Consider the following 24982-nt stretch of genomic DNA (forward strand, 5'->3'; position numbering starts at 1 on the left):
AACATTGACGATAAAGAGTAACGCATATAAGAGCACACCCTGTCTTTTTGATATTATCTAGCGTAGACAGAGAAAACTCTTTTCACCAGATCGCCAGGCAACAGAAATTTAACTATGCGTAACGGGCAGAAAAAAACGCAGCATATTCAGGGAACATGCTGCGCTTATTTTTTAATGCGTATTAATTAAAATGGACGCAGACCGCCACCAAAGCCGGGCGACGCACTGTGCCATAAAATAAAGCCGGCCAGTAATAACAGCAGGCTGCCTGTCAGCATCGCCACAGGCATTAACAGTTTTGCCACCCCGTTGCCGCTCACGTTGCCCAGTCGCACCGCCAGCGTGCGCGAGCGCTGTACTAACAGCCCGAGCAGCGACACGGTGAGCGCGGTGCCCAGCGCCATCGCCAGCGCCGACGCCACGCCCCAGCTATACACGCCGATCACTTTGGCGAACAACAGCATCATGATGGCACCGGAACAGGGCCGCAGCCCCATCGACAGGACCACCAGCGCCTGGGTTTTTCCGCTCACCGCCGCGGCCAGCTGTTGCGCATCCGGCAGGTGAGCATGGCCACAACCGCAGTGCGCAGAGTGCTGATGCTGCGGATGCACCGCGCGAATCTGCAGCCTGGCTGCCGGACGGAGCGCGTGGCGCAGGGCCTGTAACGCGCGCCAGCCCATCCACACGCCCAGCGCCATGACCAGCAGGTAGCTGCCCTTTTCCAGCCAGTAACTGGTGAGATGCAGCTGGCGCGACGAGGTTTGCAGCACCACCAGCATCAGCGTGACCAGCCCAATCGCCACCGAGCCCTGCAGCAGCGACGCCAGCAGCGTCAGCTTCATGCTGGTTTTCAGCTGCGCCGGATGGGTGGCGAGAAAGGTGCTGATCACCACCTTGCCGTGGCCCGGTCCCAGCGCATGCAGCACGCCGTAGGCGAGACTAAACAGCATCAGCGTGACACCGGCCTGCTGCGGCTGTTGCGCCACCTGCTGCAGTAGCTGCGTCATCTCGCGGTGCAACACTTTCTGCCACAGCACGCTTTGCAGCAAAATCTGCGGCCAGTGCAGCCACAGCAGTGCGCCGGCGATCATCAGCAGTGCCGCCAGCAGCCACAGCGGCCACCAGCGACGCGACGCGCCAGGCAGTGACATCAATGACATGTTAAGGTCACCGTCTGGGCAAACTGCTGGCCGAGATCCATATCCTCCGGCGGTGCGTCGGCTTTATCCAGCGACAACGCATACTGCTTTAGCAAGTCATTGGGTTTGGGCGTATGTAAGTCAAACTGGCAATGGGCTTTCACGGTCTCATCCATGGTGATGGCTTGCGGATTGTCGTAATACATATCAACAAAGTAACTGGGATCGAACGTCTGGATGCGGTACTGCCTGGCACTCAGCGACTGCGGTTCACCGAACGGCACAATGAATTCCAGCACCGCTTTGTTGCCCTTGCGCGACAGCTGATACTCCTGCGGCAGGTTGAGAAATTTCACCCGGTTTTTATCCTGCCACACTTCGGTAAAGTAGTGCTGGCCAAGCACATTGGCCATCACCTGCGCCGCCAGCTTTTTCCACACCACCTCGCCCGGTTTGGCGTTGCCGGCGTCGTACAGCAGATCGGCGGAGGTGATTTCATCCATGGTCCATACCATCTTCATCGCACTGAGATGATTGTCCTTCCCGAGCAGTTCGGTCTGCATGTCAATAAAGCTGTGCGGATGCGACCACACGGCACTGCTGAACAACAGCGTAAAGCTAACGAGCGCAATTTTCATATGTTATAAAGTAACAAATTTTAAAGTCAGAAGGATACCGGGCCAGAAAAAACTGTGACCCGCCCTGAAGCTCTGAGCAAAAGTCATGACAAAGGCCAGGGTCAGCGCGTGGAGTTAGCTATTCTTAGCTGAAAAATGACCTGCGGATATCACGATTGATGAGTTCAGCGCATTCAACTGCTCCCCTCTTCAGCCGCGCCCAGCGTCGTTGCCATCTGCTGTTGCTGCTGTTTCTGCCTGCTCCCGCGCTGACGCTTGAAAAGCTTTGCCAGTTAAATGGCGTGGACCCTGTTGTCGCCCGACAGGATATCGCGGATGTCGGTGATGAGATACAGCGCTTTCACCAGCTGGAATTACACCAGATGGTGGATGGCAGCTTTCGCATTCATGGCACGGAACTGGACCGGCGGCTGTGCCTGTTGCACTGGCTGCGCCGCGCATTGCGCCTGTCGCAGGATTTCGTCTGTACCCATTTTGCCCCGGCGCTGCGCCAGCGGCTCAAAGTGCTGAAAATCGAGAAAGCGCTGTGGGACGAAACCAATCTGCAGGCGCTGATTCAGCACTGCAGCCTGCGGCTGGCGCGCGATTTCACGCCGCGCGACCGGCTGTTTCTGCAAATCTTCATGAAATATGCGCTGTGTCAGCGCCAGACGGCGCTGTTCAGCGAGCGGCAGCGCGCGTGGCTGGCGGTAAAGATCGAACGCGGCGCGGCCGATGATGTGATTCACCACTGGCAGAAGCGCTGTCATCTGGCTCCGGATGTCAGCGAGACCGATTTCTGGACGCTGCTGTTCAGCCTGATTCATGCACCCGACGGCAGCCAGCTGGCAGATAGTCAGGCACACAAGCTGATGGCCGCGGTGGAAGCCCTGATCGCCCGCTTTGAGCAACTGGCGCAGACGCGTATCAAAAACCAGCAGCAGCTGAAGCTGCAGCTCTATACCCATCTGGCGCAGGCGCTGGATCGCAGCCATTTTGCCATTGGCATTGATAACAGCGTGGCGCTGGACGTGGCGCGACTCTATCCGCGCCTGCTGCGCACCACGGCACGCGCGCTGCAGCACTTCAGCAGCGATTTCGGCACGCAGTTTAGCGCTGAAGAGGTGAGCCTGGTGGCGGTGCTGTTTGGTGGCTGGCTGATGCAGGAGAGCGCGCTGCAGGAGAAACAGGTGCTGTTACTGACCGGCGCTGACGCCGCGCTGGAACAGCTGCTGGAGCAGCAGCTGCGCGAAATGACGCTGCTGCCGATCAATATTACCTATCAGGATATGCTGCACTTTCAGCGGGAGGGCGCGCCGCGCGATGTGGCGCTGGTGATTACGCCTTATGCCACCTCGCTGCCGCTCTACTCGCCGCCGCTGATTCACGCTGAGCTGCCGCTGAGCGATCACCAGCAGCAGCGCATTCGTCAGCTGCTGGAGTCTTAAGCCGCGCGTGGTCGCAGGAACAGCGCTGGCAGCGCCACCAGCGACATCACCCAGAACAGGTGACCGTGCAGGTGAGCAAACAGCACGCCGCAGATCATCGTCATCACCGCGATGCCGCCGCCCATCGCCAGCGCCGAATAGAGTGACTGCAGACGAATCACTTCTGCGCCTTTGCGCGCGGCAATAAAGCGCATCGCCGCCAGATGGCAGACGGTAAAGCTGCCGCAGTGCAGGATCTGCGCCACAATCAGCAATGGAAGCGCGGTGCTGGCGCCCAGCAGCGTCCAGCGCACCAGCGCGCATATGCCTGACAGCAGCAGCAGATCGCGCGCGCTCCAGCGGCGAAACAGCCGGTTGCTGAGCGCAAAAATCACGATTTCGGCCACCACGCCCAGCGACCACAGATAACCGACCACCGAGGCCGAATACCCGGCTTCCTGCCACCAGATGGCACTGAAGCTGTAATACGCGGCGTGCGCGCCCTGCATCAGCGTTACGCACAACATGAAGCGCCAGACGCTGTTTTCGCGCAGCATATCGCGCCACGCCGCCCAGCCACCGCTCGCGCCCTGGCGCATCTCACCCTGCGGTCGGGTTTGTGGCGGCAGCAGCATGCCAGACAGCATCGCCAGCGCACCGATACTCAACAGCAGCAGAATCACCTGCGATGACCAGGCGCTGACCAGCATACCAGTAAGCGCCGAGCTGATGACAAACGCCAGCGAGCCCCACAGCCGTACCGGCCCATAGGCCAGCCCGATTTGCTGCGTCCAGGTGGCCGCCAGCGCATCACTGAGCGGCACCAGCGGCGAGAAGAACAGGTTAAAACCAATCATCACCAGCAGCAGCCATAGCCACTGACTGCCCAGCCAGAAGCCGAGCGCGAACAGACAGGTCACCAGCGCCAGCAGGCGCAGCGCAAAAATCAGCTGGGTCGGATTTTTCACCTGCGAAGCAATCAGCAGGCTGCCGGCAAAGCGCGCCACCATGCCACAGCCCAGCAGCAGGCCAATTTTTTCCGCATCCAGCCCGTTGCCTTTCAGCCATACGCTCCAGAACGGCAGATAGATGCCATAGCAGAAAAAGTAGGTAAAGTAGCTCAGTCCCAGCCACCTGGCCGATCCGATGGTCATGTTTCCTCCTGTTGACGCTCCGCCGTGCGCGGAATGGCCGTTACTTTCTCAAAGCCGGCTGCGAAAGGGAATAAAAAAAGGATGGCTTGCGCCATCCTTCTTCACACCGCGGGTTTAGCGCTTATCAGGCATAAACCGGCAGACGGGCACAGATATCCAGCACTTTCTGCTTAGTGCGCTCGATAGTGGCTTCGTCGTTGATGTTGTCGAGTACGTCAGCGATCCAGCCCGCCAGTTCGCGCACTTCCGCTTCTTTGAAGCCGCGACGGGTCACTGCTGGGGTACCGATACGCACACCGGAGGTCACAAACGGGCTCTTCGGATCGTTAGGCACGCTGTTTTTGTTCACGGTGATGTTGGCGCGGCCCAGAGCGGCATCCGCCTCTTTACCGGTCAGACCTTTGCTCACCAGGTCGATCAGGAACAGGTGGTTGTAAGTACCGCCTGAAACGATGTTGTAACCGCGCTCCAGCAGCACTTCCACCATCGCTTTGGCGTTTTTCGCAACCTGCTGCTGATAAGCCTTGAACTCCGGCTCCATCGCTTCTTTGAACGCCACGGCTTTACCGGCGATAACGTGCATCAGCGGGCCGCCCTGACCACCCGGGAACACCGCGGAGTTCAGTTTCTTGTACAGCTCTTCGTCGCCGTTTTTCGCCAGGATCAGGCCACCGCGCGGACCGGCCAGCGTTTTATGCGTGGTCGAGGTCACGATGTGCGCGTGCGGCACCGGGTTCGGGTAGACATCAGCAGCGATCAGACCAGCAACGTGGGCCATATCAACAAACAGCCAGGCGCCGATGCTGTCGGCGATTTCACGCATTTTTGCCCAGTCGCACACGCCAGAGTATGCAGAGAAGCCGCCCACGATCATTTTTGGCTTGTGGGTCTGCGCCAGCTCAGCCAGCTCTTCGTAATTGATTTTGCCGGTTTCGTCGATGCCGTAAGGAATAACGTTGTACAGCTTGCCAGACAGGTTGACCGGCGAACCGTGGGTCAGATGACCACCGTGTGCCAGGTTCATGCCCAGAATGGTGTCGCCCGGCTGCAGCAGCGCAGTGTACACCGCGAAGTTAGCCTGAGAACCAGAGTGCGGCTGCACGTTAGCGTAATCCGCGCCGAACAGCGCTTTAGCGCGATCGATCGCCAGCTGCTCAACGATATCCACATATTCACATCCGCCGTAGTAGCGTTTGCCCGGATAGCCTTCGGCATATTTGTTGGTGAGCTGTGAACCTTGCGCCTGCATAACGCGTGGGCTGGTGTAGTTTTCAGAAGCAATCAGTTCAATGTGCTCTTCCTGACGCACCTTCTCCTGCTCCATAGCCTGCCACAACTCGGCATCATAATCGGCAATGTTCATATCACGCTTTAACATCCGCATCTCCTGACTCAGCAACTTTTTTAACGGCAGTTTAAGCCCCGGCTAAGGGGCGAAGGCCAACAGTGTAAACGGTTTTGCCAGGGGACGGTAGCGCCAATCCCCTCTTTTTACGCAAACGATTGGCAAGGCGCTGGCACGGGATTTTTACGCTTTTTAGCCGGCTAACCAAAGCGGATAATTGTTCATCCACATCAGGAAAATTTTTCAGCTTTGCGCGCCCGCTTCCGGTTTACCGGTCGCTGCCCAAAACACACGAGGGATTTACAGCCTGCGGCAACAGGCATAACATGCATTTAAAATACATGTTTAAAATTACCCCCGAGGAGTTCCCGATGCTCGACGCGCAAACCATCGCCACTGTGAAATCCACCCTGCCCGCCATTGCCCGGCTTGGCCCGCAGCTGACCGGCCACTTTTATCAGCGGATGCTGACGCGGCATCCGGAACTGAAAGATGTGTTTAACATGAACAACCAGCGCAGCGGCAATCAGCGTGAAGCGCTGTTTAACGCGATCTACGCGTACGGCAGCAATCTGGAAAACCTCGCGGTGCTACTGCCGGCAGTGGAGAAAATTGCGCAGAAGCACGCCAGCCTGAATATTCAGCCGGCGCAGTACGCGATTGTCGGGGAAAATCTGCTGGCGACGATTAAAGAGCTGCTCAATCCAGGCGATGAAGTACTGGCGGCGTGGGGCAAAGCCTATGGCGTGCTGGCTGAGGTATTTATTCAGCGTGAAGAAGCGATTTACCGTGCGTCGGAAGAGAAAGTCGGCGGCTGGCGCGGCGCGCGGGATTTCCGCATCCGTGCGATCACCGCGCAGAGCTCGGTGATCAAAAGCATTGAGCTGGTGCCGAATGACGGCCAGCCGGTGGCCGATTTCCTGCCGGGTCAGTATCTGGCCATCAGCCTGCGTCCGGCGGGCAGCGAACATATTCAGCACCGCCAGTATTCGCTCACGCATCTGCCGAATGGCAACGCCTATCGCATTGCGGTGAAACACGAAGCGCAGGGCAGCGTCTCCGGCTGGCTGCATCAGCATGCGAAGGTTGGCGATATCGTGCAGTGCGCCGCGCCAGCCGGGGATTTCTTCCTGCAGGCCGCAGCACAGACGCCGGTGACGCTGATCTCAGCAGGCGTCGGGCAAACGCCATTGTTAGCCATGCTGGCCAGCCTGGCAGAGCAGCAGCATCCGGCGGCGGTGAGCTGGCTGCACGCCGCTGAAAACGGCGCACAGCACGCGTTTGCTGATGAGGTCGCGACGCTGGGTGCGCGTCTGCCGCACTTTAGCCGCCACGTCTGGTATCGCCAGCCGCACGCTGATGACGCGGGGCGTTACGATGCGCAGGGTCTGATGGATTTAGCCACCGTGTCGGCCGAACTGATCCAGCCCGATCGCCAGTTCTGGATTTGTGGCCCGCTGGCATTTATGCAGTTTGTCGCGCGCCAGCTGACCGACGCCGGCATACCCGCCGATCGCATCCACTACGAAGTATTCGGTCCGCACAAAGTGCTGTAAATGAAAAAGCCTGCACGCGGCAGGCTTGATGTCTTGCAGAGGACGAAGGGCTCAGATGGCCTCTTCGTCTTCCTCGCCGGTACGAATACGCACCACGCGCGCCACGTCAAAGACAAAGATTTTGCCGTCGCCGATTTTACCGGTCTGCGCGGTTTTCATAATGGTTTCTACGCAGGTGTCGACGATATCATCGCCCACCACCATCTCGATTTTCACTTTTGGCAGAAAATCGACCATGTATTCGGCACCGCGATACAGTTCGGTGTGGCCTTTCTGACGTCCGAAGCCTTTCACTTCGCTGACCGTCATCCCGGTTATGCCCACTTCCGCTAAGGCTTCACGCACATCATCGAGTTTGAATGGTTTGATAATTGCATCGATCTTTTTCATGACAGATCCTTTTTTCGCTCCCTCCATGATGGACGGGTAACTATGAGTATAAGTGTTCCTGACGCTGCCGCAGCAAGCTACTCTTTAAATTCGCTGGCGTCCAGTTCGTGGCGCGACAGCAGCTTATAAAACTCGGTGCGGTTGCGTCCAGCCAGACGTGCCGCGTGCGTCACATTGCCTTTGGTCATCTGCAGCAGTTTACGCAGATAATTAAGTTCAAACTGGTTGCGCGCTTCGACAAAGGTCGGCAGCGCCGTGTTCTCTCCGGCCAGCGCCTGTTCTACCAGCACGTCACCGATCACCGGGGATGTGGTGAGCGCCACGCACTGCTCAATGACGTTGACCAGCTGGCGCACATTCCCCGGCCAACTCGCCCCCACCAGGCGCTTCATGGCATCGACCGAGAAGCTGCGCACAAAGGGTTTATGGCGATCGGCCGACTGGCGCAGCAGATGGTTGGCCAGCAGCGGAATGTCTTCGGCGCGTTTGTGCAGCGCCGGAATTTTCAGATTCACCACGTTGAGGCGATAGTAGAGATCTTCACGGAAGCTTTTCTTCTCCATCGCTTTTGGCAGATCGCGGTGCGTGGCGGAGATGATACGCACGTTGATATCGAGATCGCGATTGCTGCCCAGCGGACGTACTTTGCGCTCCTGCAGCACGCGCAGCAGTTTCACCTGCAGCGCCTGCGGCATGTCGCCGATTTCATCAAGAAACAGCGTGCCGCCTTCCGCCGCCTGAAACAGCCCTTCGCGCGCGCTCACCGCCCCGGTAAACGCGCCTTTGGCGTGGCCAAACAGCTCCGACTCCAGCAGCTGCTCCGGCAGCGCACCGCAGTTAATAGCAATGAAAGGTTTGCTGGCGCGCGGGCTGGCGGCATGAATCGCCTGCGCCAGCACCTCTTTGCCGGTACCGCTCTGGCCGTTAATTAAAATGCTGACGTCGGATTGCGCCACCATGTGCGCCTGCTCCAGCAGCCGCAGCATCAGCGGATTGCGCGTAACGATCGCTTCGCGCCAGCCGTCATCGCTGACCGGCGCACGCTGCGCCAGCGCATCGTCGATCGCTTTGTACAGCGCGTCGCGATCGACCGGCTTGGTCAGGAAGCTGAATACACCCTGCTGCGTTGCCGCCACCGCTTCCGGGATCGAGCCGTGCGCAGTCAGGATAATGACCGGTAATCCGGTGTGGCGCTTCTGGATTTCAGCAAACAGCGCCAGCCCATCCATTTCATCCATGCGCAAGTCGCTGATCACCAAATCGACCTTCTCTTTCTGCAGATGACGCAGGGCTTCCGGCCCGCTGGCCGCGGTCGCTACCTGATAACCTTCACTGCTGAGACGCATACCGAGCAGCTTGAGTAAGCCCGGATCGTCATCCACCAGCAGTAAGCGTGCGGCCTGTTTCATGATTAGTGCTCCTCGCTTTGGGCATCGCTGGCGCCGTGCGTGCTGTCGCCGCTGTCCGGCGCTTTGCGCGATGACAGCTGGCGTTCGATGTCGGTCAGGCGCTGCAGTTTACGCTGGGTATCGTCCAGCGTTTGCCGCAGTTGCGTTTGCTGCTGACGCAGGCGATCCAGTTCGGCGTCATTGCTTTGCTGCAGTGCGGCGTAGCGGCCGCGCGCCTCGCTCAGCTCCAGCTGCGCGGCCTGGTTACTGCGCCACAGCTGCAGCAGCGGACGCACCGCCGCCGGATAATCCGCGCTATAGCTGTCGAGCGTATCAACGTACTGACGGCGCTCTACCGGCGTGACGTTACCATTGGCCAGCAGAATGCCCTGCTTGAAGGCGCGCGCCCAGCCCTGTACCGGCCAGCGCCGTGCTTCCGCCCGCGCTTCCGCAGCCGACAGTCGTTCACCGCAGTCGATGGCACGTTGCCAGTAAAGCGGGTTGCTCATCGCTGCCGCCGCTTCAATCTGCCAGACATTCTGGCAATCGGTGGCGAGATAATCCGCCAGGCGAACCTCGGGTTCCGGCAGGTTAACCGCACCGCGCGGTGCACTGCCGGTGGACGGCGCCTGACAGGCGCTCAGGCCGATCGCCATCAGCGCACCGATAAAGAATCGGCTAAATGTGAGTTTCATTAATCAGGCATTCCCGGCGCTGGTAGTCAAAATGATACGAAAACAGACGTCAGCGTCCTTGCGTGTAACCAACTGCAAATCACCCTGCATCCTGCGTAGGCAATCTTTGGCGATGCTTAACCCCAGCCCGCTGCCTTTCACCGGCCCTTTACGCTGCTGGCTGCCCTGATAGAAGGGTTCAAAGATCATCGCTTGTTCTTCAGCCGGAATCGGCGTGCCGGTGTTCGCCACCTCAATCCACACCTGATTGCCCTTCTGCTGGCTCTGCAGCCAGATGTTACCGGATTCGCTACCGTAGTTCACGGCGTTCGAGTAGAGGTTATCAATCACCCGCTGCAGCAGCGTGGCTTCCGCCAGACAATAGCGGGCCTGCAGATCGATGTGCGTGTGCATCTGGCGCGCGCTGGCCGGCAGTGAATGCACCCTGACGACGCTGTCAACGATAGCGTCAATCGCGACCGGTTCCAGCCGCAGCGGGCTGTCCGCCAGCCGGCGATTGTAGTCGAGCAGCTGTTCAATCAGCCGCTGCAGATGACGGCTGCTGGTGTCAAGAATCGCCACCACCTCCTGCTGTTCGGCGTTGAGCGGGCCAGCCACCTGGTCGGCCAGCAGTTCTGTGCCTTCGCGCAGGCTGGCCAGCGGCGTTTTGAGCTCATGCGACAGGTGGCGCAGAAACTCATGCCGCTGCGCTTCCAGCCAACTGAGGCGCTCGCTGAGCCAGACAATGCGCTGTCCCAGCGAGCGGATCTCCCGTGGCCCACGAAAGCTGACGCTGTTCCCCAGCGTTTTGCCCTCGCCCAGCCGGTTAATCATCCGCTCGACGCGTTTGACCGGCCCGATAATCATGCCGGTAAACAGCAGCACCAGCGCCAGACTGATCAAAAACAGGATTAGCGCCTGCCAGCCAAAAAACTGGCCGCGATCGGCGATTTCGCGCTGCAGCTGCAGACCGCGTGAAAACACCACTTCACGCGTGGCCTGCACCATGCGGGTATTGGCGGTGGAGAATGCCTCCAGCGCGCTCGCCGCCAGCGCCTGCGGATTGCCATTGTCACACTGCAGCTTTTCCAGCTGCGGCAGCGCGTTCTGCAATATTTTGAACGCTGGCAAATCGGGCAGGCTGGCGGCATGACTGCTGAGCATCTGGCCGTAGCGCGTCCACTGGGTTTGATACAGGCGTGCCAGGCTGGCATCGCCCAGCACGCAATACTGACGATAGCTGCGCTCCAGCTCCAGCGCCGTGCGCGCCATGGCTTCGCTGCGGCGCACATCGGTAAAGGTATTGCGGTTGGTGTCTGCCGCCTGATCGCTCAGCGCTGACAGGCTTTCCCACGCCTGCCACGCCAGCACCAGCAGCGGCAGCAGCACCAGCAGAAAGGCCATTAATACCAGCTGCCGCAGGGATCGGGGAAACAGACGCCATCTCTTCACAACCGCGCTTCCTTTGAGGTGAGTTGCAGGCATGCTAGCGAAGTCTGACAAGGTTAGAAAGGCTGAAAACGAAAACGGCAGGCCTTTTGGCCTGCCGTGAGAGCGACGCCGCAGCATCGCCTGCAAAATAGGTGGAGCCTAACTCAACGTTGCGTCCGGTGTCTGATAACGTTGCAAAGCAAGCGATTATCGGTTGGGTGGACGACAGGCTCCGTTTGGTGCGTCATTCCATATTTTATGAGCTCAGCCGCAGTGCGGGGCAATCATAGACAGGAGAATGAGCAACGTTGTAAGTATAGCAACTATCGTGCCAGAAAATAAATAGCCTTGTTAATCAGCATGCTGCCAGCAAAAAATGTGGATTAGCGACAGTTTCGGACCGGCCGGTCTGAAAAAAGTGTCGCCAATTAGCAACGGCTTTAACGTGACAGTTTCCTCACCTTATTAATCAAAGACTTAAATGTCACCTTTTAGCGACAGTGCAATTATGGGATTGTCGTCATTTTCCGACATGTGAAAGATGTGGGGGTAATCACACCCAATCGACAGCGGTGGCCACGCAACCTAAGAAATAAAAAAGGCCGCGTTGAGCGGCCTTTGAACGGTGCCCGTTAATGGGCACCGGTAAGATGCAGGATTAACCCAGCTGCTTACGCGCGTTGCGGAAAATGCGCATCCACGGGCTGTCTTCGCCCCACTCCGCCGGATGCCACGAATTGCTGACGGTGCGGAACACGCGCTCCGGATGCGGCATCATGATCGTGACGCGACCGCTTTCGTTGGTCACGGCGGTGATGCCGTTCGGTGAGCCGTTCGGGTTCGCCGGATAGGTCTCGGTGACTTTACCGAAGTTATCGACGAAGCGCAGCGCCACCAGCCCTTTCGCTTCCAGCTCTGCCAGATGCGCGCCGTCACGCACTTCAACAAAACCTTCGCCGTGCGAGACGGCAATTGGCATGCGTGAACCGACCATGCCGTCCAGCAGCAGTGACGGGCTGGCAGCCACTTCCACCAGACTGAAACGTGCTTCAAAGCGCTCGGACTGGTTACGCACAAAGCGCGGCCACAGCTCACTGCCCGGAATCAGCTCACGCAGATTCGACATCATCTGGCAGCCATTACACACGCCCAGCGCCAGCGTCTGAGGACGGTGGAAGAAGTTTTCAAACTCGTCACGCACGCGGCTGTTGAACAGAATCGATTTCGCCCAGCCTTCGCCCGCACCCAGCACGTCGCCGTAGGAGAAGCCGCCACAGGCGACCAGCGCGTGGAACTCCTCCAGACCACGACGGCCCGCCAGCAGATCGCTCATGTGCACGTCAACCGCGGTGAAGCCTGCGCGGTGGAAGGCAGCGGCCATCTCAACGTGCGAGTTCACGCCCTGCTCGCGCAGCACGGCAACGCGCGGACGCGCGCCAGTGGCGATCATCGGTGCCGCCACATCCTCTTCCGGACGGAAGGTCAGCTGCACGTTCAGGCCAGGATCGTTATCGTCTTTCTTCGCTTCATGTTCCTGATCGGCACAGGCCGGGTTATCGCGCAGGCGCTGCATCTGCCAGGTAGTTTCAGCCCACCAGGTACGCAGGGTGGTACGGCTTTCGCTGTACACCGCGCTGTCGCCGGAGCTGATAACAAAACGGTCGCCCGGCAGCGCTTTACCGATGACGTGAACATTGCTGCTCAGACCGTGATCGGCAAACACTTTTTCCACGGCCGCGCGGTCGGCAGCATTAATCTGCAGTACGGCGCCCAGCTCTTCCGTAAACAGTGCTGCCAGCGCATCGCTGCCCAGCGCGGCGATATCCGCCTCAACACCGCAGTGGCCGGTGAAGGCCATTTCCGCCAGCGTGACCAGCAGCCCGCCATCCGAGCGGTCGTGGTAGGCCAGCAGTTTCTGCTCGCTGACCAGCGTCTGAATGGCATTGAAGAAGCCGGCCAGCTGCGCCGCATCGCGCACGTCGGCTGGCTTATCGCCCAGTTGGCGATACACCTGCGACAGCGCCGTGGCACCGAGGGTATTGGCGCCGTTACCGAGATCCACCAGCAGCAGCAGGTTGTCGCCTTCCGGCTGCAGCTGTGGCGTTACGGTGCGACGCACATCTTCTACGCGCGCAAAGGCAGTAATCACCAGCGACAGCGGCGAGGTCATTTCGCGCTGCTCGGTGCCCTGCTGCCAGCGGGTTTTCATCGACATGGAGTCTTTACCCACCGGAATGGTGATACCCAGCGCCGGGCACAGCTCTTCACCCACCGCTTTCACCGCGGCGTACAGGCCCGCGTCTTCACCCGGGTGACCGGCTGCGGCCATCCAGTTTGCCGACAGCTTCACGCGCTTCAGCGAACCGATCGCGGTCGCTGCCAGGTTGGTCAGCGCTTCGCCCACCGCCAGACGACCGGACGCGGCGAAATCCAGCAGCGCGACCGGGGCACGTTCGCCCAGGGCAAACGCTTCGCCGTGGTAGCTGTCAAGGCTGGCAGTGGTCACGGCGCAGTTCGCCACCGGGATCTGCCACGGCCCGACCATCTGATCGCGCGCCACCATGCCGGTTACGCTGCGGTCACCGATGGTCACCAGGAAGGTTTTCTCCGCCACGGTTGGCAGGTGCAGCACACGGTTTACCGCATCGGCAATGGTAATGCCGTCCCGCACCAGCGCGTCACCTTTAGCCTGCTGGCTGGCCACGTCGCGCGTCATTTTTGGCGTTTTACCCAGCAGCACGTCGAGCGGCATGTCGATCGGTTTGTTATCGAAGTGGCTGTCGGCAAGGTTGAGGTGCTGCTCTTCGGTCGCTTCACCAATCACCGCGTACGGCGCACGTTCGCGCTGGCACAGCTCATCGAACAGCGCCAGTTTGTCCGGCGCAACCGCCAGCACATAACGCTCCTGCGACTCGTTACACCACACTTCCAGCGGGCTCATGCCTGGCTCATCGCTGAGGATGTCGCGCAGGTTGAAGTTGCCGCCGCGGCCGCCGTCGCTCACCAGCTCCGGCATGGCGTTAGACAGGCCACCAGCACCGACGTCGTGAATAAACAGAATCGGGTTGGCTTCGCCCAGCTGCCAGCAGCGGTCGATCACTTCCTGACAGCGACGCTCCATCTCCGGGTTGTCGCGCTGCACCGAGGCAAAGTCGAGATCGGCATCCGACTGGCCGGACGCCATGGAAGACGCCGCACCGCCGCCGAGGCCGATATTCATCGCCGGACCACCCAGCACGATCAGCTTCGCGCCAACGATGATCTCACCCTTCTGCACGTGATCGGCACGGATGTTACCGATGCCGCCGGCCAGCATGATCGGCTTGTGATAGCCGCGCAGCTCAACGCCGTTGTGGCTGTTGACCTGCTCTTCATAAGTACGGAAATAGCCGTTCAGCGCCGGGCGACCAAATTCGTTGTTAAACGCGGCGCCGCCTAACGGCCCTTCGGTCATGATATCCAGCGCGGTAACAATGCGGTCCGGCTTGCCGAAATCCTCTTCCCATGGCTGTTCAAAGCCGGGAATACGCAGGTTGGAAACCGAGAAACCGACCAGACCGGCTTTTGGCTTCGCGCCGCGCCCGGTGGCGCCTTCATCACGGATTTCCCCGCCGGAACCGGTGGCGGCGCCCGGCCACGGCGAAATGGCTGTCGGGTGGTTGTGGGTTTCCACCTTCATCAGGATGTGTGCGGCTTCCTGATGGAAATCGTATTCGCCCTGCTGCGCATCGGCGTAGAAACGCCCGACCTCGGAGCCTTCCATCACCGCCGCGTTGTCTTTATAAGCCGACAGGACGTGTTCCGGATGCTGCTCAAAGGTATTTTTAATCATTTTAAACAGCGACTTCGGCTGTTTTTCGCCGTCGATGATCCAGTCGGCGTTAAAAATCTTGTGACGACAGTGCTCAGAGTTCGCCTGGGCAAACATATAGAGCTCGATGTCGTTCGGATTGCGGCCCAGGGTAGTGAAGGCATCGAGCAGATAATCAATTTCGTCATCGGCCAGCGCCAGGCCGAGCGTACGGTTAGCCTGCTCCAGTGCCTCGCGCCCTCCGCCCAGCACGTCTACGCTTTTCAGCGGCTGCGGTTCATGATGTGCAAACAGCTGTTCTGCCGCGCTGAGCTCGGTGAACACGGTTTCCATCATGCGGTCGTGCAGCAGGCTGGCCAGCTGCTGCCACTGCGCCTCGGTCAGCTGCGGTGCCTGTACATAGAAGGCCAGACCGCGCTCCAGGCGCAATACCTGTGGCAGGTCGCAGTTGTGGGCGATATCGGTGGCTTTCGATGACCAGGGAGAAATGGTGCCAGGACGCGGCGTCACCAGCAACAGACGCCCTTGTGGCGCATGTTCGGCGAGAGAAGGACCGTATTTCAGCAGACGCTGCAGGCGGGCTTGTTGTTCCGCGCTGAGCGGTGCGCTGACATCGGCGAAATGGACGTACTCGGCGTAAATATCACTCACCGGCAGATGAGCGTCCTGAAAGCGGGTCAGCAGTTTGTTTACACGAAATGCCGACAGAGCGGGCGAACCACGCAGAATTTCCATCATTAAAGATCTCTCGTCTTCGAAGCGCCGGGCGACGCTTCATGGGGCGCAACAGGGAAAACGGGCGGTATTATAGAGAAACAGCACGGGTTACGAAACCGTTTGCGCAGAAAAACTGAGCCTCAGGATTTGCCTGAATTTTGCGCAAATCTTGCTATATAAGTTGCCCTGTTGCGCTTTGTTGCGCAAAATGCCCCTCGCTCTGGGAGTGCAAAACAACATAAATACTGCCTTTAAAAGACAGAGGCCTGTGAGCCATTACGAGACAACTATTTGAAACGCCTGAAATTAAATTATCTGTTTATCGGTCTGATCACCGTGCTGCTTGCGCTGGCGCTGTGGCCGTCCATCCCCTGGTACGGGGGCGGAAAAGACGCGTTATCACAGATCAAATCGCGGGGAGTGTTGCGCATCAGTACCGTCAACTCGCCGCTGACTTACTACACCATCAATAATGCCCCAGCCGGTATGGACTACGAGCTGGCGAAACGCTTCGCCGATTATCTTGGCGTGAAGCTGGAAGTCACGGTGCGGCCTAACCTCGGTGACCTGTTTGACGATCTCGACGATGGCAAAGCCGACCTGCTGGCCGCCGGGCTGATCTATAACAGCGAGCGCCTCAGCCGCTATCAGAGTGGCCCAAGCTACTATTCGGTGTCGCAGCAGCTGGTGTATCGCATCGACAGGCCGCGGCCCAAAAATCTCGGTGATCTGAAAGGCCGGCTGATTGTGCAGTCCGGTTCGGCCTATCTGTCAACATTACGTTCCGCCAAAGCGGACAGCTATCCCGATCTCGACTGGGCCATTTCCACCGATATGGGCCAGAAAGCGCTGCTGGAAGCGGTTGCCGACGGCAAGCTCGACTATACCGTGGGAGATTCGGTGACCATCGGCCTGCTGCAGCGCATCCATCCGCAGCTGGCGGTGGCGTTTGATATTACCGATGAAGAGCCGGTGACCTGGTATCTGCCGCGTAACGATGACGACAGCCTGAACGCTGCCATGCTCGACTTTTACAGTCAGATGGGGGAAGAAGGCACCATGGCGCGGCTGGAAGAGAAGTATCTCGGCCACGTCGGCACTTTTGATTATGTCGATACCCGCACCTTCCTGCGCGCGATTGACAACACGCTGCCGGATATCAAGCCACTGTTTGAGAAGTACGCGTCCAGTATCGACTGGCGCCTGCTGGCGGCGATCTCGTATCAGGAGTCGCACTGGAATCCGCAGGCGACCTCGCCCACCGGCGTGCGCGGCATGATGATGCTGACGCGCAATACCGCTGACAGCCTCGACGTGAACGATCGTCTCGATCCGGAGCAGAGCATTCGCGGCGGCAGCGAATACCTGCGGCGCATGATGGAAAAAGTGCCGGACACCATTCCGGAAGATGAACGCATCTGGTTTGCACTGGCGGCCTACAACATGGGCTATGCGCACATGCTGGACGCGCGCCGGCTGACGCTCAAACAGGGCGGCAATCCGGACAGCTGGGCCGACGTTAAGCTGCGTCTGCCGATGCTGAGCCAGAAACGCTATTACGCGCAGACCACTTACGGCTATGCGCGCGGCCATGAAGCCTATAACTACGTTGAGAACATCCGTAAGTATCAGATCAGCCTGGTAGGCTATCTGCAGGAGCAGGAGAAGCGGCTGGCGCAGCAGTCGGCGCTGGAAGCGGAACTGGGAGCCGGATACCCGGCGGTCGAACCGAAGATAGCGATGAACTAATCGGCGCGCAGCGCCTGCCGCTGTGCGCGCTTCTGTTCCCGGCGCATACGGAAGAAGTCGCTCAGCAGCGTGGCACACTCTTCTGCCAGCACGCCATGCGCAATCTCGATCTGATGATTCATCCCCGGATGGCCAATCACATCCAGCAGCGAACCGGCGGCACCGGTTTTCTCATCCTTTGCGCCATACACTAAGCGGGTGATACGGCTGTGCACCATGGCACCGGCGCACATCACGCACGGCTCCAGCGTCACGTATAAGGTGGTATCGAGCAGCCGGTAGTTATCAATCACTTTTCCGCCCTGACGCAGCGCCATGATTTCGGCGTGCGCGGTGGGATCGCACTGGCTAATCGGCCGGTTCCAGCCCTCGCCGATCACTCTGTCGCCCTGCACCAGCACCGCACCGACCGGCACTTCGCCCTGCTCCCACGCACGCCGCGCCAGTTCGAGCGCGTGGCGCATCCAGTATTCGTCAGTTTGTGGGTTCAACGGGCAACTCCTGCGGATTAACAAGGCGGCGCATTATAGACGGAATCCTGCTGTGATTCACTCCAGCTGTTGCAGTTCACCGCGCGGCGTAACGCGCCAGCGATGCTGGCAGAAAAACAGCAGCGGGTTATCCTGCTTGCTGTCGCTGTAGCCGCTATACAACTGCAGCGGCGTACCGATTTTCTCCTCGAGCTGCGCCACTTTTTCATGGCCGAGGCAGCGCATGGCCAATACCCGTCCGCCATGGCCTGGCTTCATCTGGCTGGCGATCAGCTTCACGCGCGGCAGAAACGCGGAGTCAAAATAGACCTGTTCCACCAGCGACTGCGGCGAGCCGGTGATCAGCCAGACATCCGCGTCTTCACTGCTGAGGTAATCAGTCAGCCGCTGCTGCACCACCGGAAACGCGGTGACGCGCTCGCGGAACCAGCGGGCAAATTCGGCCTCACGCTGGCGCAGCGTGGCCTCGCGATGACCAAAGGTGATGGCCCACAGCAGCAGGCTCATCGGCCAGCGCGCGGCGCGGCCTTTAATCAGCATCCCCATGCCGATGACCGGCAGCAGCGGCACCACCAGCAATAAATTGATCGGCTGACGACGCAGCAGATAGCGCATAAACGTGCCAAACATGTCCTGCTGATGCAGCGTGCCGTCGAGGTCAAAAAATACCACGCGGCGATGCGAACCCTTAGTCAAACCCTGCTCCTTTTTCTAAACGCGGCGATACCTGCTCTACAGTGTAGCCAGCAACACGCATCGGGGCGAAAGCTGTCATTTTTAATTCCAGTGGCTACAATGCCATTTGAATAGTTTATTCTCTGCGTCGGCGCGATGTCATCTGACATTCCTGGCCAGACATTTCCTTCCGCGAGCGGCTAAGCTGGGTGCGGGACTATGGATTGAGGATCGAACATGAGTTCATTGCTGCGAATTCGCCAGCTCTACCCACGCCTGGCGCTGAATGAGCGTCGGCTGGCGGATTTTTTGCTGTCGCAGCCTGATCGGGCACGGCATCTGAGTTCACAAAAGCTGGCGGAAGAGTCGGGCGTCAGCCAGTCGAGCGTGGTGAAGTTTGCGCAGAAACTGGGTTACAAAGGCTTTCCGGCGCTCAAGCTGGCGCTGAGCGAGTCGCTGGCCGACCGCGATGCCATCACCGTGCATAACCACATCCTCAGCGACGATCCGCTGAAAGTGGTCGGTGAGAAGCTGCTGACGGAAAAAATTTCGGCGATTCGCGCCACGCTGGATATCAACAGCGAAGAGAAACTCACCGAAACGCTGCAGCTGCTGAAAAACGCCAACCGCATTCTGCTGGTCGGCATTGGCGCTTCCGGACTGGTGGCGAAAGATTTTTCATGGAAGCTGATGAAGATTGGCATTAACGCGGTCGCCGAACAGGATATGCATGCGCTGCTGGCCAGCGTGCAGGCGATGGCACCCGGTGATGTGCTGCTGGCGATCTCCTACACCGGCGAACGGCGTGAGATCAACCTCGCGGCGCAGGAAGCGGCGGCGATTGGCGCCGATGTGCTGGCATTTACCGGCTTTACCCCGAATTCGTTGCAGCAGTGCGCGACGGTCTGCCTGTACACCGTCGCCGAGGAGCAGAGCACGCGCAGCGCGGCCATCTCCTCCACCAGCGCCCAGCTGGCGCTGACCGACCTGCTGTTTATGGCGCTGGTGCAGAACGATCCGGAACGCGCCTCGAGCCATATTCGTCACAGCGAGGAGCTGGTGAAAAAGCTGGTCTGATTCCCCCATGATCAGGATATTCCCCACCCTGCCTTAGCCCGAAATTGACCATCGGGCGGGGCAATGGTTTTGTTGTCTGTTACTATCCTTGTTTCGGCCCGATTAAACGCATTTTCAGCATCGGGCTTGCAGGATAATTTCCGATGTATATGATCAGGGAAAAATTACTCATCTCTCCGGTCATGCTTAAATTAATTTCCCGTTATGCTGGTATTGGCATTATCAACACGGCGATACACTGGACGGTGTTTGCCCTTATTCTTACGTTATTCGATTTGAGTCAGGCGGTGGCCAACCTCGGCGCATTCTGCGTTGCGGTAACATTTTCCTTTTTTGCTAATGCCCGCTGGACCTTCTCTTCTGCAGCCACGCCTTTGCGTTACCTGCTTTACGTCGGCTTTATGGGCGCCATGGCGGCGCTGGTTGGCTGGATGGCAGACGCCTGCACGCTTTCCCCGGTGGTTACCCTGATACTCTTTTCCTTTATTAGCCTGGGTTGCGGCTTCATCTACTCTAATTACATCGTTTTCAGGGAAGTAAAATGAAATTGTCTCTCGTCGTGCCCGTGTTTAACGAAGAGGAAACCATTCCCCTCTTTTATCAGGCGGTTCGTCATGAATTAGCCGGTTATCAGGTTGAAATTGTTTTTATCAACGACGGCAGTAGCGATGGCAGTGAAAACATCATCAATGCCCTGGCCGTTTCGGATCCGCTGGTCATTGCGCTGTCATTCACGCGCAATTTCGGCAAAGAGCCGGCGTTGTTTGCCGGACTTGAGCATGCCACCGGCGACGCGGTTATCCCGATTGATGTTGATCTGCAGGATCCCATCGCCGTTATCCATCAACTGATTGAACGCTGGCAGGCAGGTGCCGATGTGGTTCTGGCTAAACGGAAGGATCGCAGCGCCGATGGGCATGTCAAACGTAAAACAGCCGAGTGGTTTTATCACTTTCACAACCAAATCAGCTCGCCGAAAATAGAGGAAAACGTTGGCGATTTTCGTCTGCTGTCGCGCGAGACGGTAGAACAGATAAAAAGCCTGCCGGAAAGGAACCTGTTCATGAAGGGCATTTTATCCTGGGTTGGCGGTAAAACAGCGATTGTGGAATATGATCGGGCTGAACGCGTCACGGGAGTGTCGAAGTTTAATGGCTGGAAATTATGGAACCTGGCATTAGAAGGATTAACCAGCTTTTCAACTTTCCCTTTGCGCATCTGGAGTTACATCGGCGGTAGCGTCGCGTTACTCTCCTTTCTTTATGGATTCTGGATGATCATCGATAAACTGCTCTGGGGCAATCCGGTGGCGGGTTACCCTTCGTTGCTGGTTTCCATTCTGTTTTTGGGTGGAGTGCAACTTATCGGCATCGGTGTTCTGGGCGAATATATTGGCCGAATCTACATTGAGTCCAAACAAAGACCACGCTACGTGATTAAGAGCAGGAAATGAAAAAAACAGTTTTTGAGCGCCATCCCTCCGCCATGTATCTGATACTGGCCGTCGCTTTACTCATCGGTTATAGCCCGGTTTATTTATCAACATACGGATTTTCCGACGACTGGTTCTATTTATACGCATCCACTACCGATGCATTCAGTATTTTCAAATGGGATATCTTATCGGGCCGACCTTTTTATGGTGCCATCCGCTACTTCTTCGCTTTCCTGATCGATGACGTGCAGGATTTGACCTGGCTCCGTGTACTCTCATTATTAAGCCTGATTTTACTGGGCGGGTACATCATCCGTTTCCTTGAGCGTCGCAGCATTTTCGCCAGCGCGGTCCAGCGTCTGACGTTTGCCACGTTGATTTGTTTGCTGCCTTCATTTCAGGTTTTTGTCGGCTGGACAGTCTGCTTTCCTTATGTCCTGTCCGTGCTGCTGGCGGGCATCAGTTACTCAACGCTGGCGGAAAACAAAGGCCTGGGCCGGGTGCTACTGTCGGCTATTTGCCTGACGCTTTCCTTTGCGATTTACCAACCCGCAGCCATGAGCTTTTTATTCTTTGCCCTGCTCGATCTGGGCATGACCCGGAATAATTATCAGCGCAGCGCGGTGATCAAGCTGATGTTGATGCTGGGATTTGGCATGGTGATGGCACTGGTACTGGCGAAAGTTCTGCCGCTCGTGCTGTTCAATGAAGTACTGGCCAGAACCAATATCACCTTAGCGCCGCTGAAAAAAATCACCTGGTTTATCGCTGAGCCGCTCAGAAATGCGCTGTGCAACTTTGATACCGGGCGCTCGATTGTCAGTATTATCATCTCCTGCTCACTGAGCATCGTGGGCATTGTGAAGGCACCCGATTTCAAACCGCGTAAAGCTTTTCTGTTCCTGTTTTTCCTGCTGGCGGCGGGCATTCCTAATCTTTTGGTGAGTGAGGACTGGGCAGCCTATCGCACGGTTATCGCGCTGTCGTTAATCACTACCTCAGCCTTCATTGCTGGCTTATTCGTGATCTTTAATAAGCTGAAGATAACCACGTCTGCCAGTATCGTTTGCCTCGTTATTGCGGTGCTCTCATGCATGCTGAATATTCAGAAAGGCTTCTCTACGCCTCAGCAGCGCGAGTATCAGTTGTTAAGCAACGCAATCATAGAGAACGTGCCTGCAGAATATTCTGGCCAGCTTTATTATCGTATCGATAGTGACAACTTACCTGCTGTCGCAAAATCCAAAAAATACGATGAGTTCGGTTCGCTTTCGCTGGGTATGCCATGGTCCTTTGCCGGTATGGCCGACGCGATTAAAAAAGAGCACGCGATGAAGTTTTCCTTGCCAAAGGCGCCCGTTATCTACGGCAGCGATCAATGTCCAGGTGACTGTCTGACGCTGGATGCCACCCACGTGCTGGCACCGGTAAAATAAAGGCCAGCGCCGCCACTATTTCGCTTACCACGCAACGGCTCTGCTTACCGTTGCGTGGTTTACTGGCTATGGCGCGACATCAGATCGGCTGGTCGCAGCCACGTCGCCACGTTCTGCTGGCGGCCGAATACTACGCTAAGTCATTTTTTGAACGCCACACGTCGTGATAATATGCGTGCCGCTCAGGGGATCGCCCCGCGGGTTTACGCCTGCATCGATTGAAAAATCACACTGCAAAGCGATATTTCAGCAGGCGTCTTGCGCCGGGGAGCGGAATTAACTATGAAAACAAGCAACTGATGAGCTTATGCAATGGCACTGATAATTACTGAGCGCTGCATTAACTGCGACATGTGCGAGCCTGAATGCCCGAACCAGGCGATCAGCATGGGTGAATCGATCTACCAAATCGACGTTGACCGCTGCACTGAGTGCGTGGGTCATTATGATGAGCCGACCTGCCAGAGCGTCTGCCCGATTGATAACACCATTATTTCTGACCCACAGCACGTGGAGAGTCGCGACGCGCTGTGGGAGAAATTTGTGCTGCTGTACGCTTAATTTTCGATGATCACCGTGGCACAGGCGTAATGGCGCTCGTCGGCCAGCGTGACGTGCACATGCTGCACGCCCAGCTGGCTGGCAATCACTTTGGCCTGCTCAAAGAAACGCAGGCCAGGCTTACCCAGCGCATCGTTGTACACTTCAAACTGATTGAACGCTAAGCCGCCGCGAATGCCGGTGCCGAACGCTTTCGCCGCCGCCTCTTTCACCGCAAAACGTTTGGCGAGGAAGCGCACCGGCTGCTGATGCGCCTGATACTGCTGCCACTCAGCTTCGCTCAGCACGCGGCGCGCCAGACGATCGCCGGAGCGCTCAATCACCCCGGCGATACGCTCGATCTCGACGATATCGCTGCCAAGCCCCAGAATGGCCATTAGCGACGCGCTTCCCGCATCAGCACTTTCATGTCGCTGACCGCCGCCGCGAGGCCGCTAAACAGCGCACGACCAATAATCGCGTGGCCAATATTCAGCTCGTGCATTTCCGGCAGCGCAGCAATCGGCTGGACGTTGTGATACGTCAGACCGTGGCCGGCGTTGACCTTCAGGCCACGGCTGGCGGCAAAGGTCGCGGCGCTGGCAATTCGCGCCAGTTCGGCATCGCGCGCCAGCCCTTCCGCTGCTTCAGCATAGGCGCCGGTGTGGATTTCAATGTAAGGCGCACCGCTGGCCACCGCCGCTTCAATCTGGCGCTGATCGGCATCGATAAACAGCGACACCAGAATGCCCGCCTCGCTCAGCTGTTTGACTGCCGCGTTGACTTTATCCTGCTGACCGGCCACATCAAGGCCGCCTTCGGTGGTCACTTCCTGACGCTTTTCCGGCACCAGGCAGACAAAATGCGGTTTGATGTCGCAGGCGATGCCCACCATTTCGTCGGTGACCGCCATCTCAAGGTTCATGCGGGTATGAATAGTGTCGCGCAGAATCCGCACGTCGCGATCGGTGATGTGACGGCGATCTTCACGCAGGTGCACGGTAATGCCGTCCGCGCCCGCCTGCTCTGCGACAAACGCGGCCTGCACCGGATCAGGATAGTTTGTGCCACGCGCGTTACGTACGGTAGCGATGTGATCGATGTTGACCCCTAACAGCAACTCAGCCATGACAATCCTTAAATGTGTTCAGTGTATTTGCAGTGTAACGCGCGGAGCCTGTCAGGTGCATCACCCGCGCTCGTCGTTTGCCACGTCCGGCCGCTTTTTCGGCACGAACTGACGAAACAGCTCCTGGCTCTTCAGCGGCTTGCCGCCGAGATAAGGTTTCAGCGCGATACGCGTGAAGCGCTTGGCGGCGCGCAGCGTGTCGGCATCGGGAAATTCGCGTTCCCACAGCGCGCGCAGCTGGCGGCCGGTGAAGCTGCGCTGATTGACCACCAGACTGGCGATAAACCCTTTCTCTTCGCGATAGCTGTAGGTCATGCCGTCGTCGACCGCCTCGCCGCTGCCGGCGCAGTGCAGAAAATCGACGCCGTAACCGAGATGGCCCAGCAGCGCCAGTTCAAAACGGCGCAGCGCCGGCTCGGGCGAACCGTTGGCCGCCGCCAGCGTCTGGATGCAGGAGAGATAATCGAAGAACAGTTCGGAGAAGGGAATTTCCTGCTCCAGCACACGCGACAGCAGCTCGTTAACGTACAGGCCGCAGTAGAGCGTGATGCCGCTGAGCGGCAGCGCCAGCGACACCGCTTCGGCGTTACGCAGGGTTTTGACTTCGCCACGCCCGCCCCAGCGCACCAGTAACGGTGTGAAGGGTTGCAGGGCGCCTTTAAGCTGGGAGCGGCGCGAGCGTGCGCCTTTGGCAAGGACGCGGACGCGTCCCTGACTTTCGCTGAACAGGTCGAGCAGCAGGCTGGTTTCGCTGTAAGGGCGACTATGCAGCACAAAGGCGCGTTGCCAGCCTTCCAT

Annotated in this window: 22 protein-coding genes; 8 read left to right on the top strand and 14 right to left on the bottom strand. The window is 58.2% G+C overall.

Features of this window, described 5'->3' with window-relative positions; all coding sequences use genetic code 11:
• Positions 1–185: 185 nt before the first annotated feature.
• Both MXF20_RS20790 and MXF20_RS20795 read right to left on the bottom strand, forming a co-directional pair.
• On the bottom strand, positions 186–1163 hold the full coding sequence (locus tag MXF20_RS20790) for a nickel/cobalt transporter (RefSeq protein WP_325971220.1): 978 nt from the start codon (positions 1161–1163) through the stop codon (positions 186–188).
• A complete protein-coding gene (locus tag MXF20_RS20795) occupies positions 1154–1780 on the bottom strand; it encodes a DUF1007 family protein (protein WP_325971221.1) in 627 nt (208 codons plus the stop codon). Before MXF20_RS20795 ends, MXF20_RS20790 begins: the two co-directional genes overlap by 10 nt.
• A gap of 158 nt (positions 1781–1938) precedes the next feature.
• Here MXF20_RS20795 and csiE point away from each other — a divergent pair, with 158 nt between their 5' ends.
• Positions 1939–3207, top strand: coding sequence for a stationary phase inducible protein CsiE (csiE, locus tag MXF20_RS20800; RefSeq protein ID WP_325971222.1), 1269 nt, complete (start codon positions 1939–1941; stop codon positions 3205–3207).
• On the opposite strand, the gene MXF20_RS20805 is transcribed toward csiE, so the two are convergent.
• Together MXF20_RS20805 and glyA are read right to left on the bottom strand one after the other, a co-directional pair.
• The gene (locus tag MXF20_RS20805; RefSeq protein WP_325971223.1) at positions 3204–4340 is read right to left on the bottom strand and encodes a 3-phenylpropionate MFS transporter; all 1137 of its coding nucleotides are present in this window, start codon (positions 4338–4340) and stop codon (positions 3204–3206) included. The genes csiE and MXF20_RS20805 overlap by 4 nt on opposite strands.
• A 124-nt stretch (positions 4341–4464) precedes the next feature.
• Positions 4465–5718, bottom strand: a complete 1254-nt coding sequence (glyA, locus tag MXF20_RS20810; RefSeq protein ID WP_021506540.1) for a serine hydroxymethyltransferase — start codon at positions 5716–5718, stop codon at positions 4465–4467.
• Positions 5719–6056: 338 nt separating this feature from the next.
• On the opposite strand from glyA, the gene hmpA reads away from it, so the two are divergent.
• On the top strand, positions 6057–7241 hold the full coding sequence (gene hmpA / locus MXF20_RS20815) for an NO-inducible flavohemoprotein (protein WP_325971225.1): 1185 nt from the start codon (positions 6057–6059) through the stop codon (positions 7239–7241).
• 51 nt (positions 7242–7292) lie between these two features.
• Here the strand turns inward: hmpA and glnB are convergent, their stop codons facing one another.
• The 5 genes from glnB to purL form a co-directional block, all read right to left on the bottom strand.
• Entirely contained in the window at positions 7293–7631 is a 339-nt protein-coding gene (gene glnB / locus MXF20_RS20820) for a nitrogen regulatory protein P-II (protein ID WP_007886217.1), read from the bottom strand.
• Between the two features lie 77 nt (positions 7632–7708).
• Positions 7709–9040 (bottom strand): two-component system response regulator GlrR, encoded by a 1332-nt coding sequence (glrR, locus tag MXF20_RS20825; RefSeq protein ID WP_325971226.1) that lies wholly within the window; start codon positions 9038–9040, stop codon positions 7709–7711.
• Between the two features lie 2 nt (positions 9041–9042).
• Positions 9043–9714, bottom strand: coding sequence for a two-component system QseEF-associated lipoprotein QseG (gene qseG / locus MXF20_RS20830; RefSeq protein WP_325971227.1), 672 nt, complete (start codon positions 9712–9714; stop codon positions 9043–9045).
• Between the two features lie 3 nt (positions 9715–9717).
• Entirely contained in the window at positions 9718–11145 is a 1428-nt protein-coding gene (locus MXF20_RS20835) for a HAMP domain-containing sensor histidine kinase (protein ID WP_325971228.1), read from the bottom strand.
• Positions 11146–11782: 637 nt separating this feature from the next.
• Positions 11783–15673, bottom strand: coding sequence for a phosphoribosylformylglycinamidine synthase (purL, locus tag MXF20_RS20840; RefSeq protein ID WP_325971229.1), 3891 nt, complete (start codon positions 15671–15673; stop codon positions 11783–11785).
• 270 nt (positions 15674–15943) lie between these two features.
• Here purL and mltF point away from each other — a divergent pair, with 270 nt between their 5' ends.
• On the top strand, positions 15944–17401 hold the full coding sequence (gene mltF, locus MXF20_RS20845) for a membrane-bound lytic murein transglycosylase MltF (protein ID WP_325971230.1): 1458 nt from the start codon (positions 15944–15946) through the stop codon (positions 17399–17401).
• Here mltF and tadA read toward each other — a convergent pair.
• Positions 17398–17892: a tRNA adenosine(34) deaminase TadA gene (gene tadA / locus MXF20_RS20850; RefSeq protein WP_071813580.1), complete on the bottom strand. Its 495-nt coding sequence runs from the start codon at positions 17890–17892 to the stop codon at positions 17398–17400. The genes mltF and tadA overlap by 4 nt on opposite strands.
• A gap of 57 nt (positions 17893–17949) precedes the next feature.
• Entirely contained in the window at positions 17950–18588 is a 639-nt protein-coding gene (yfhb, locus tag MXF20_RS20855; protein ID WP_325971231.1) for a phosphatidylglycerophosphatase C, read from the bottom strand.
• A 216-nt stretch (positions 18589–18804) separates the two neighbouring features.
• Between yfhb and MXF20_RS20860 the strand changes: the two genes are divergently transcribed.
• The 5 genes from MXF20_RS20860 to MXF20_RS20880 all read left to right on the top strand — a co-directional run bounded on the left by MXF20_RS20860 (position 18805) and on the right by MXF20_RS20880 (position 23076).
• Positions 18805–19644 carry a MurR/RpiR family transcriptional regulator gene (locus tag MXF20_RS20860; protein ID WP_021506531.1) on the top strand — a complete coding sequence of 280 codons (840 nt, stop codon included), beginning with the start codon at positions 18805–18807 and terminating at the stop codon, positions 19642–19644.
• Between the two features lie 182 nt (positions 19645–19826).
• Positions 19827–20189, top strand: coding sequence for a GtrA family protein (locus tag MXF20_RS20865; protein ID WP_325971284.1), 363 nt, complete (start codon positions 19827–19829; stop codon positions 20187–20189).
• On the top strand, positions 20186–21097 hold the full coding sequence (locus MXF20_RS20870) for a glycosyltransferase family 2 protein (protein ID WP_325971232.1): 912 nt from the start codon (positions 20186–20188) through the stop codon (positions 21095–21097). The genes MXF20_RS20865 and MXF20_RS20870 overlap by 4 nt, the downstream gene beginning before the upstream one ends.
• Positions 21094–22515 (top strand): glucosyltransferase domain-containing protein, encoded by a 1422-nt coding sequence (locus tag MXF20_RS20875; protein WP_325971233.1) that lies wholly within the window; start codon positions 21094–21096, stop codon positions 22513–22515. The genes MXF20_RS20870 and MXF20_RS20875 overlap by 4 nt, the downstream gene beginning before the upstream one ends.
• 312 nt (positions 22516–22827) lie before the next feature.
• The gene (locus tag MXF20_RS20880) at positions 22828–23076 is read left to right on the top strand and encodes a YfhL family 4Fe-4S dicluster ferredoxin (RefSeq protein ID WP_325971234.1); all 249 of its coding nucleotides are present in this window, start codon (positions 22828–22830) and stop codon (positions 23074–23076) included.
• Here MXF20_RS20880 and acpS read toward each other — a convergent pair.
• From acpS to recO, 3 genes are read right to left on the bottom strand one after another with little or no spacing between them, the layout of a single operon-like run.
• Positions 23073–23453 carry a holo-ACP synthase gene (gene acpS, locus MXF20_RS20885; protein WP_007886180.1) on the bottom strand — a complete coding sequence of 127 codons (381 nt, stop codon included), beginning with the start codon at positions 23451–23453 and terminating at the stop codon, positions 23073–23075. The two genes, MXF20_RS20880 and acpS, sit on opposite strands and share 4 nt — an antisense overlap.
• Positions 23453–24184 (bottom strand): pyridoxine 5'-phosphate synthase, encoded by a 732-nt coding sequence (pdxJ, locus tag MXF20_RS20890; RefSeq protein ID WP_325971237.1) that lies wholly within the window; start codon positions 24182–24184, stop codon positions 23453–23455. Before pdxJ ends, acpS begins: the two co-directional genes overlap by 1 nt.
• A gap of 60 nt (positions 24185–24244) precedes the next feature.
• On the bottom strand, positions 24245–24982 hold the full coding sequence (gene recO / locus MXF20_RS20895; protein ID WP_325971238.1) for a DNA repair protein RecO: 738 nt from the start codon (positions 24980–24982) through the stop codon (positions 24245–24247).

Origin of the sequence: Pantoea dispersa (genome assembly GCF_035783935.1) — a bacterium.
GTDB lineage: Bacteria > Pseudomonadota > Gammaproteobacteria > Enterobacterales > Enterobacteriaceae > Pantoea > Pantoea dispersa_C.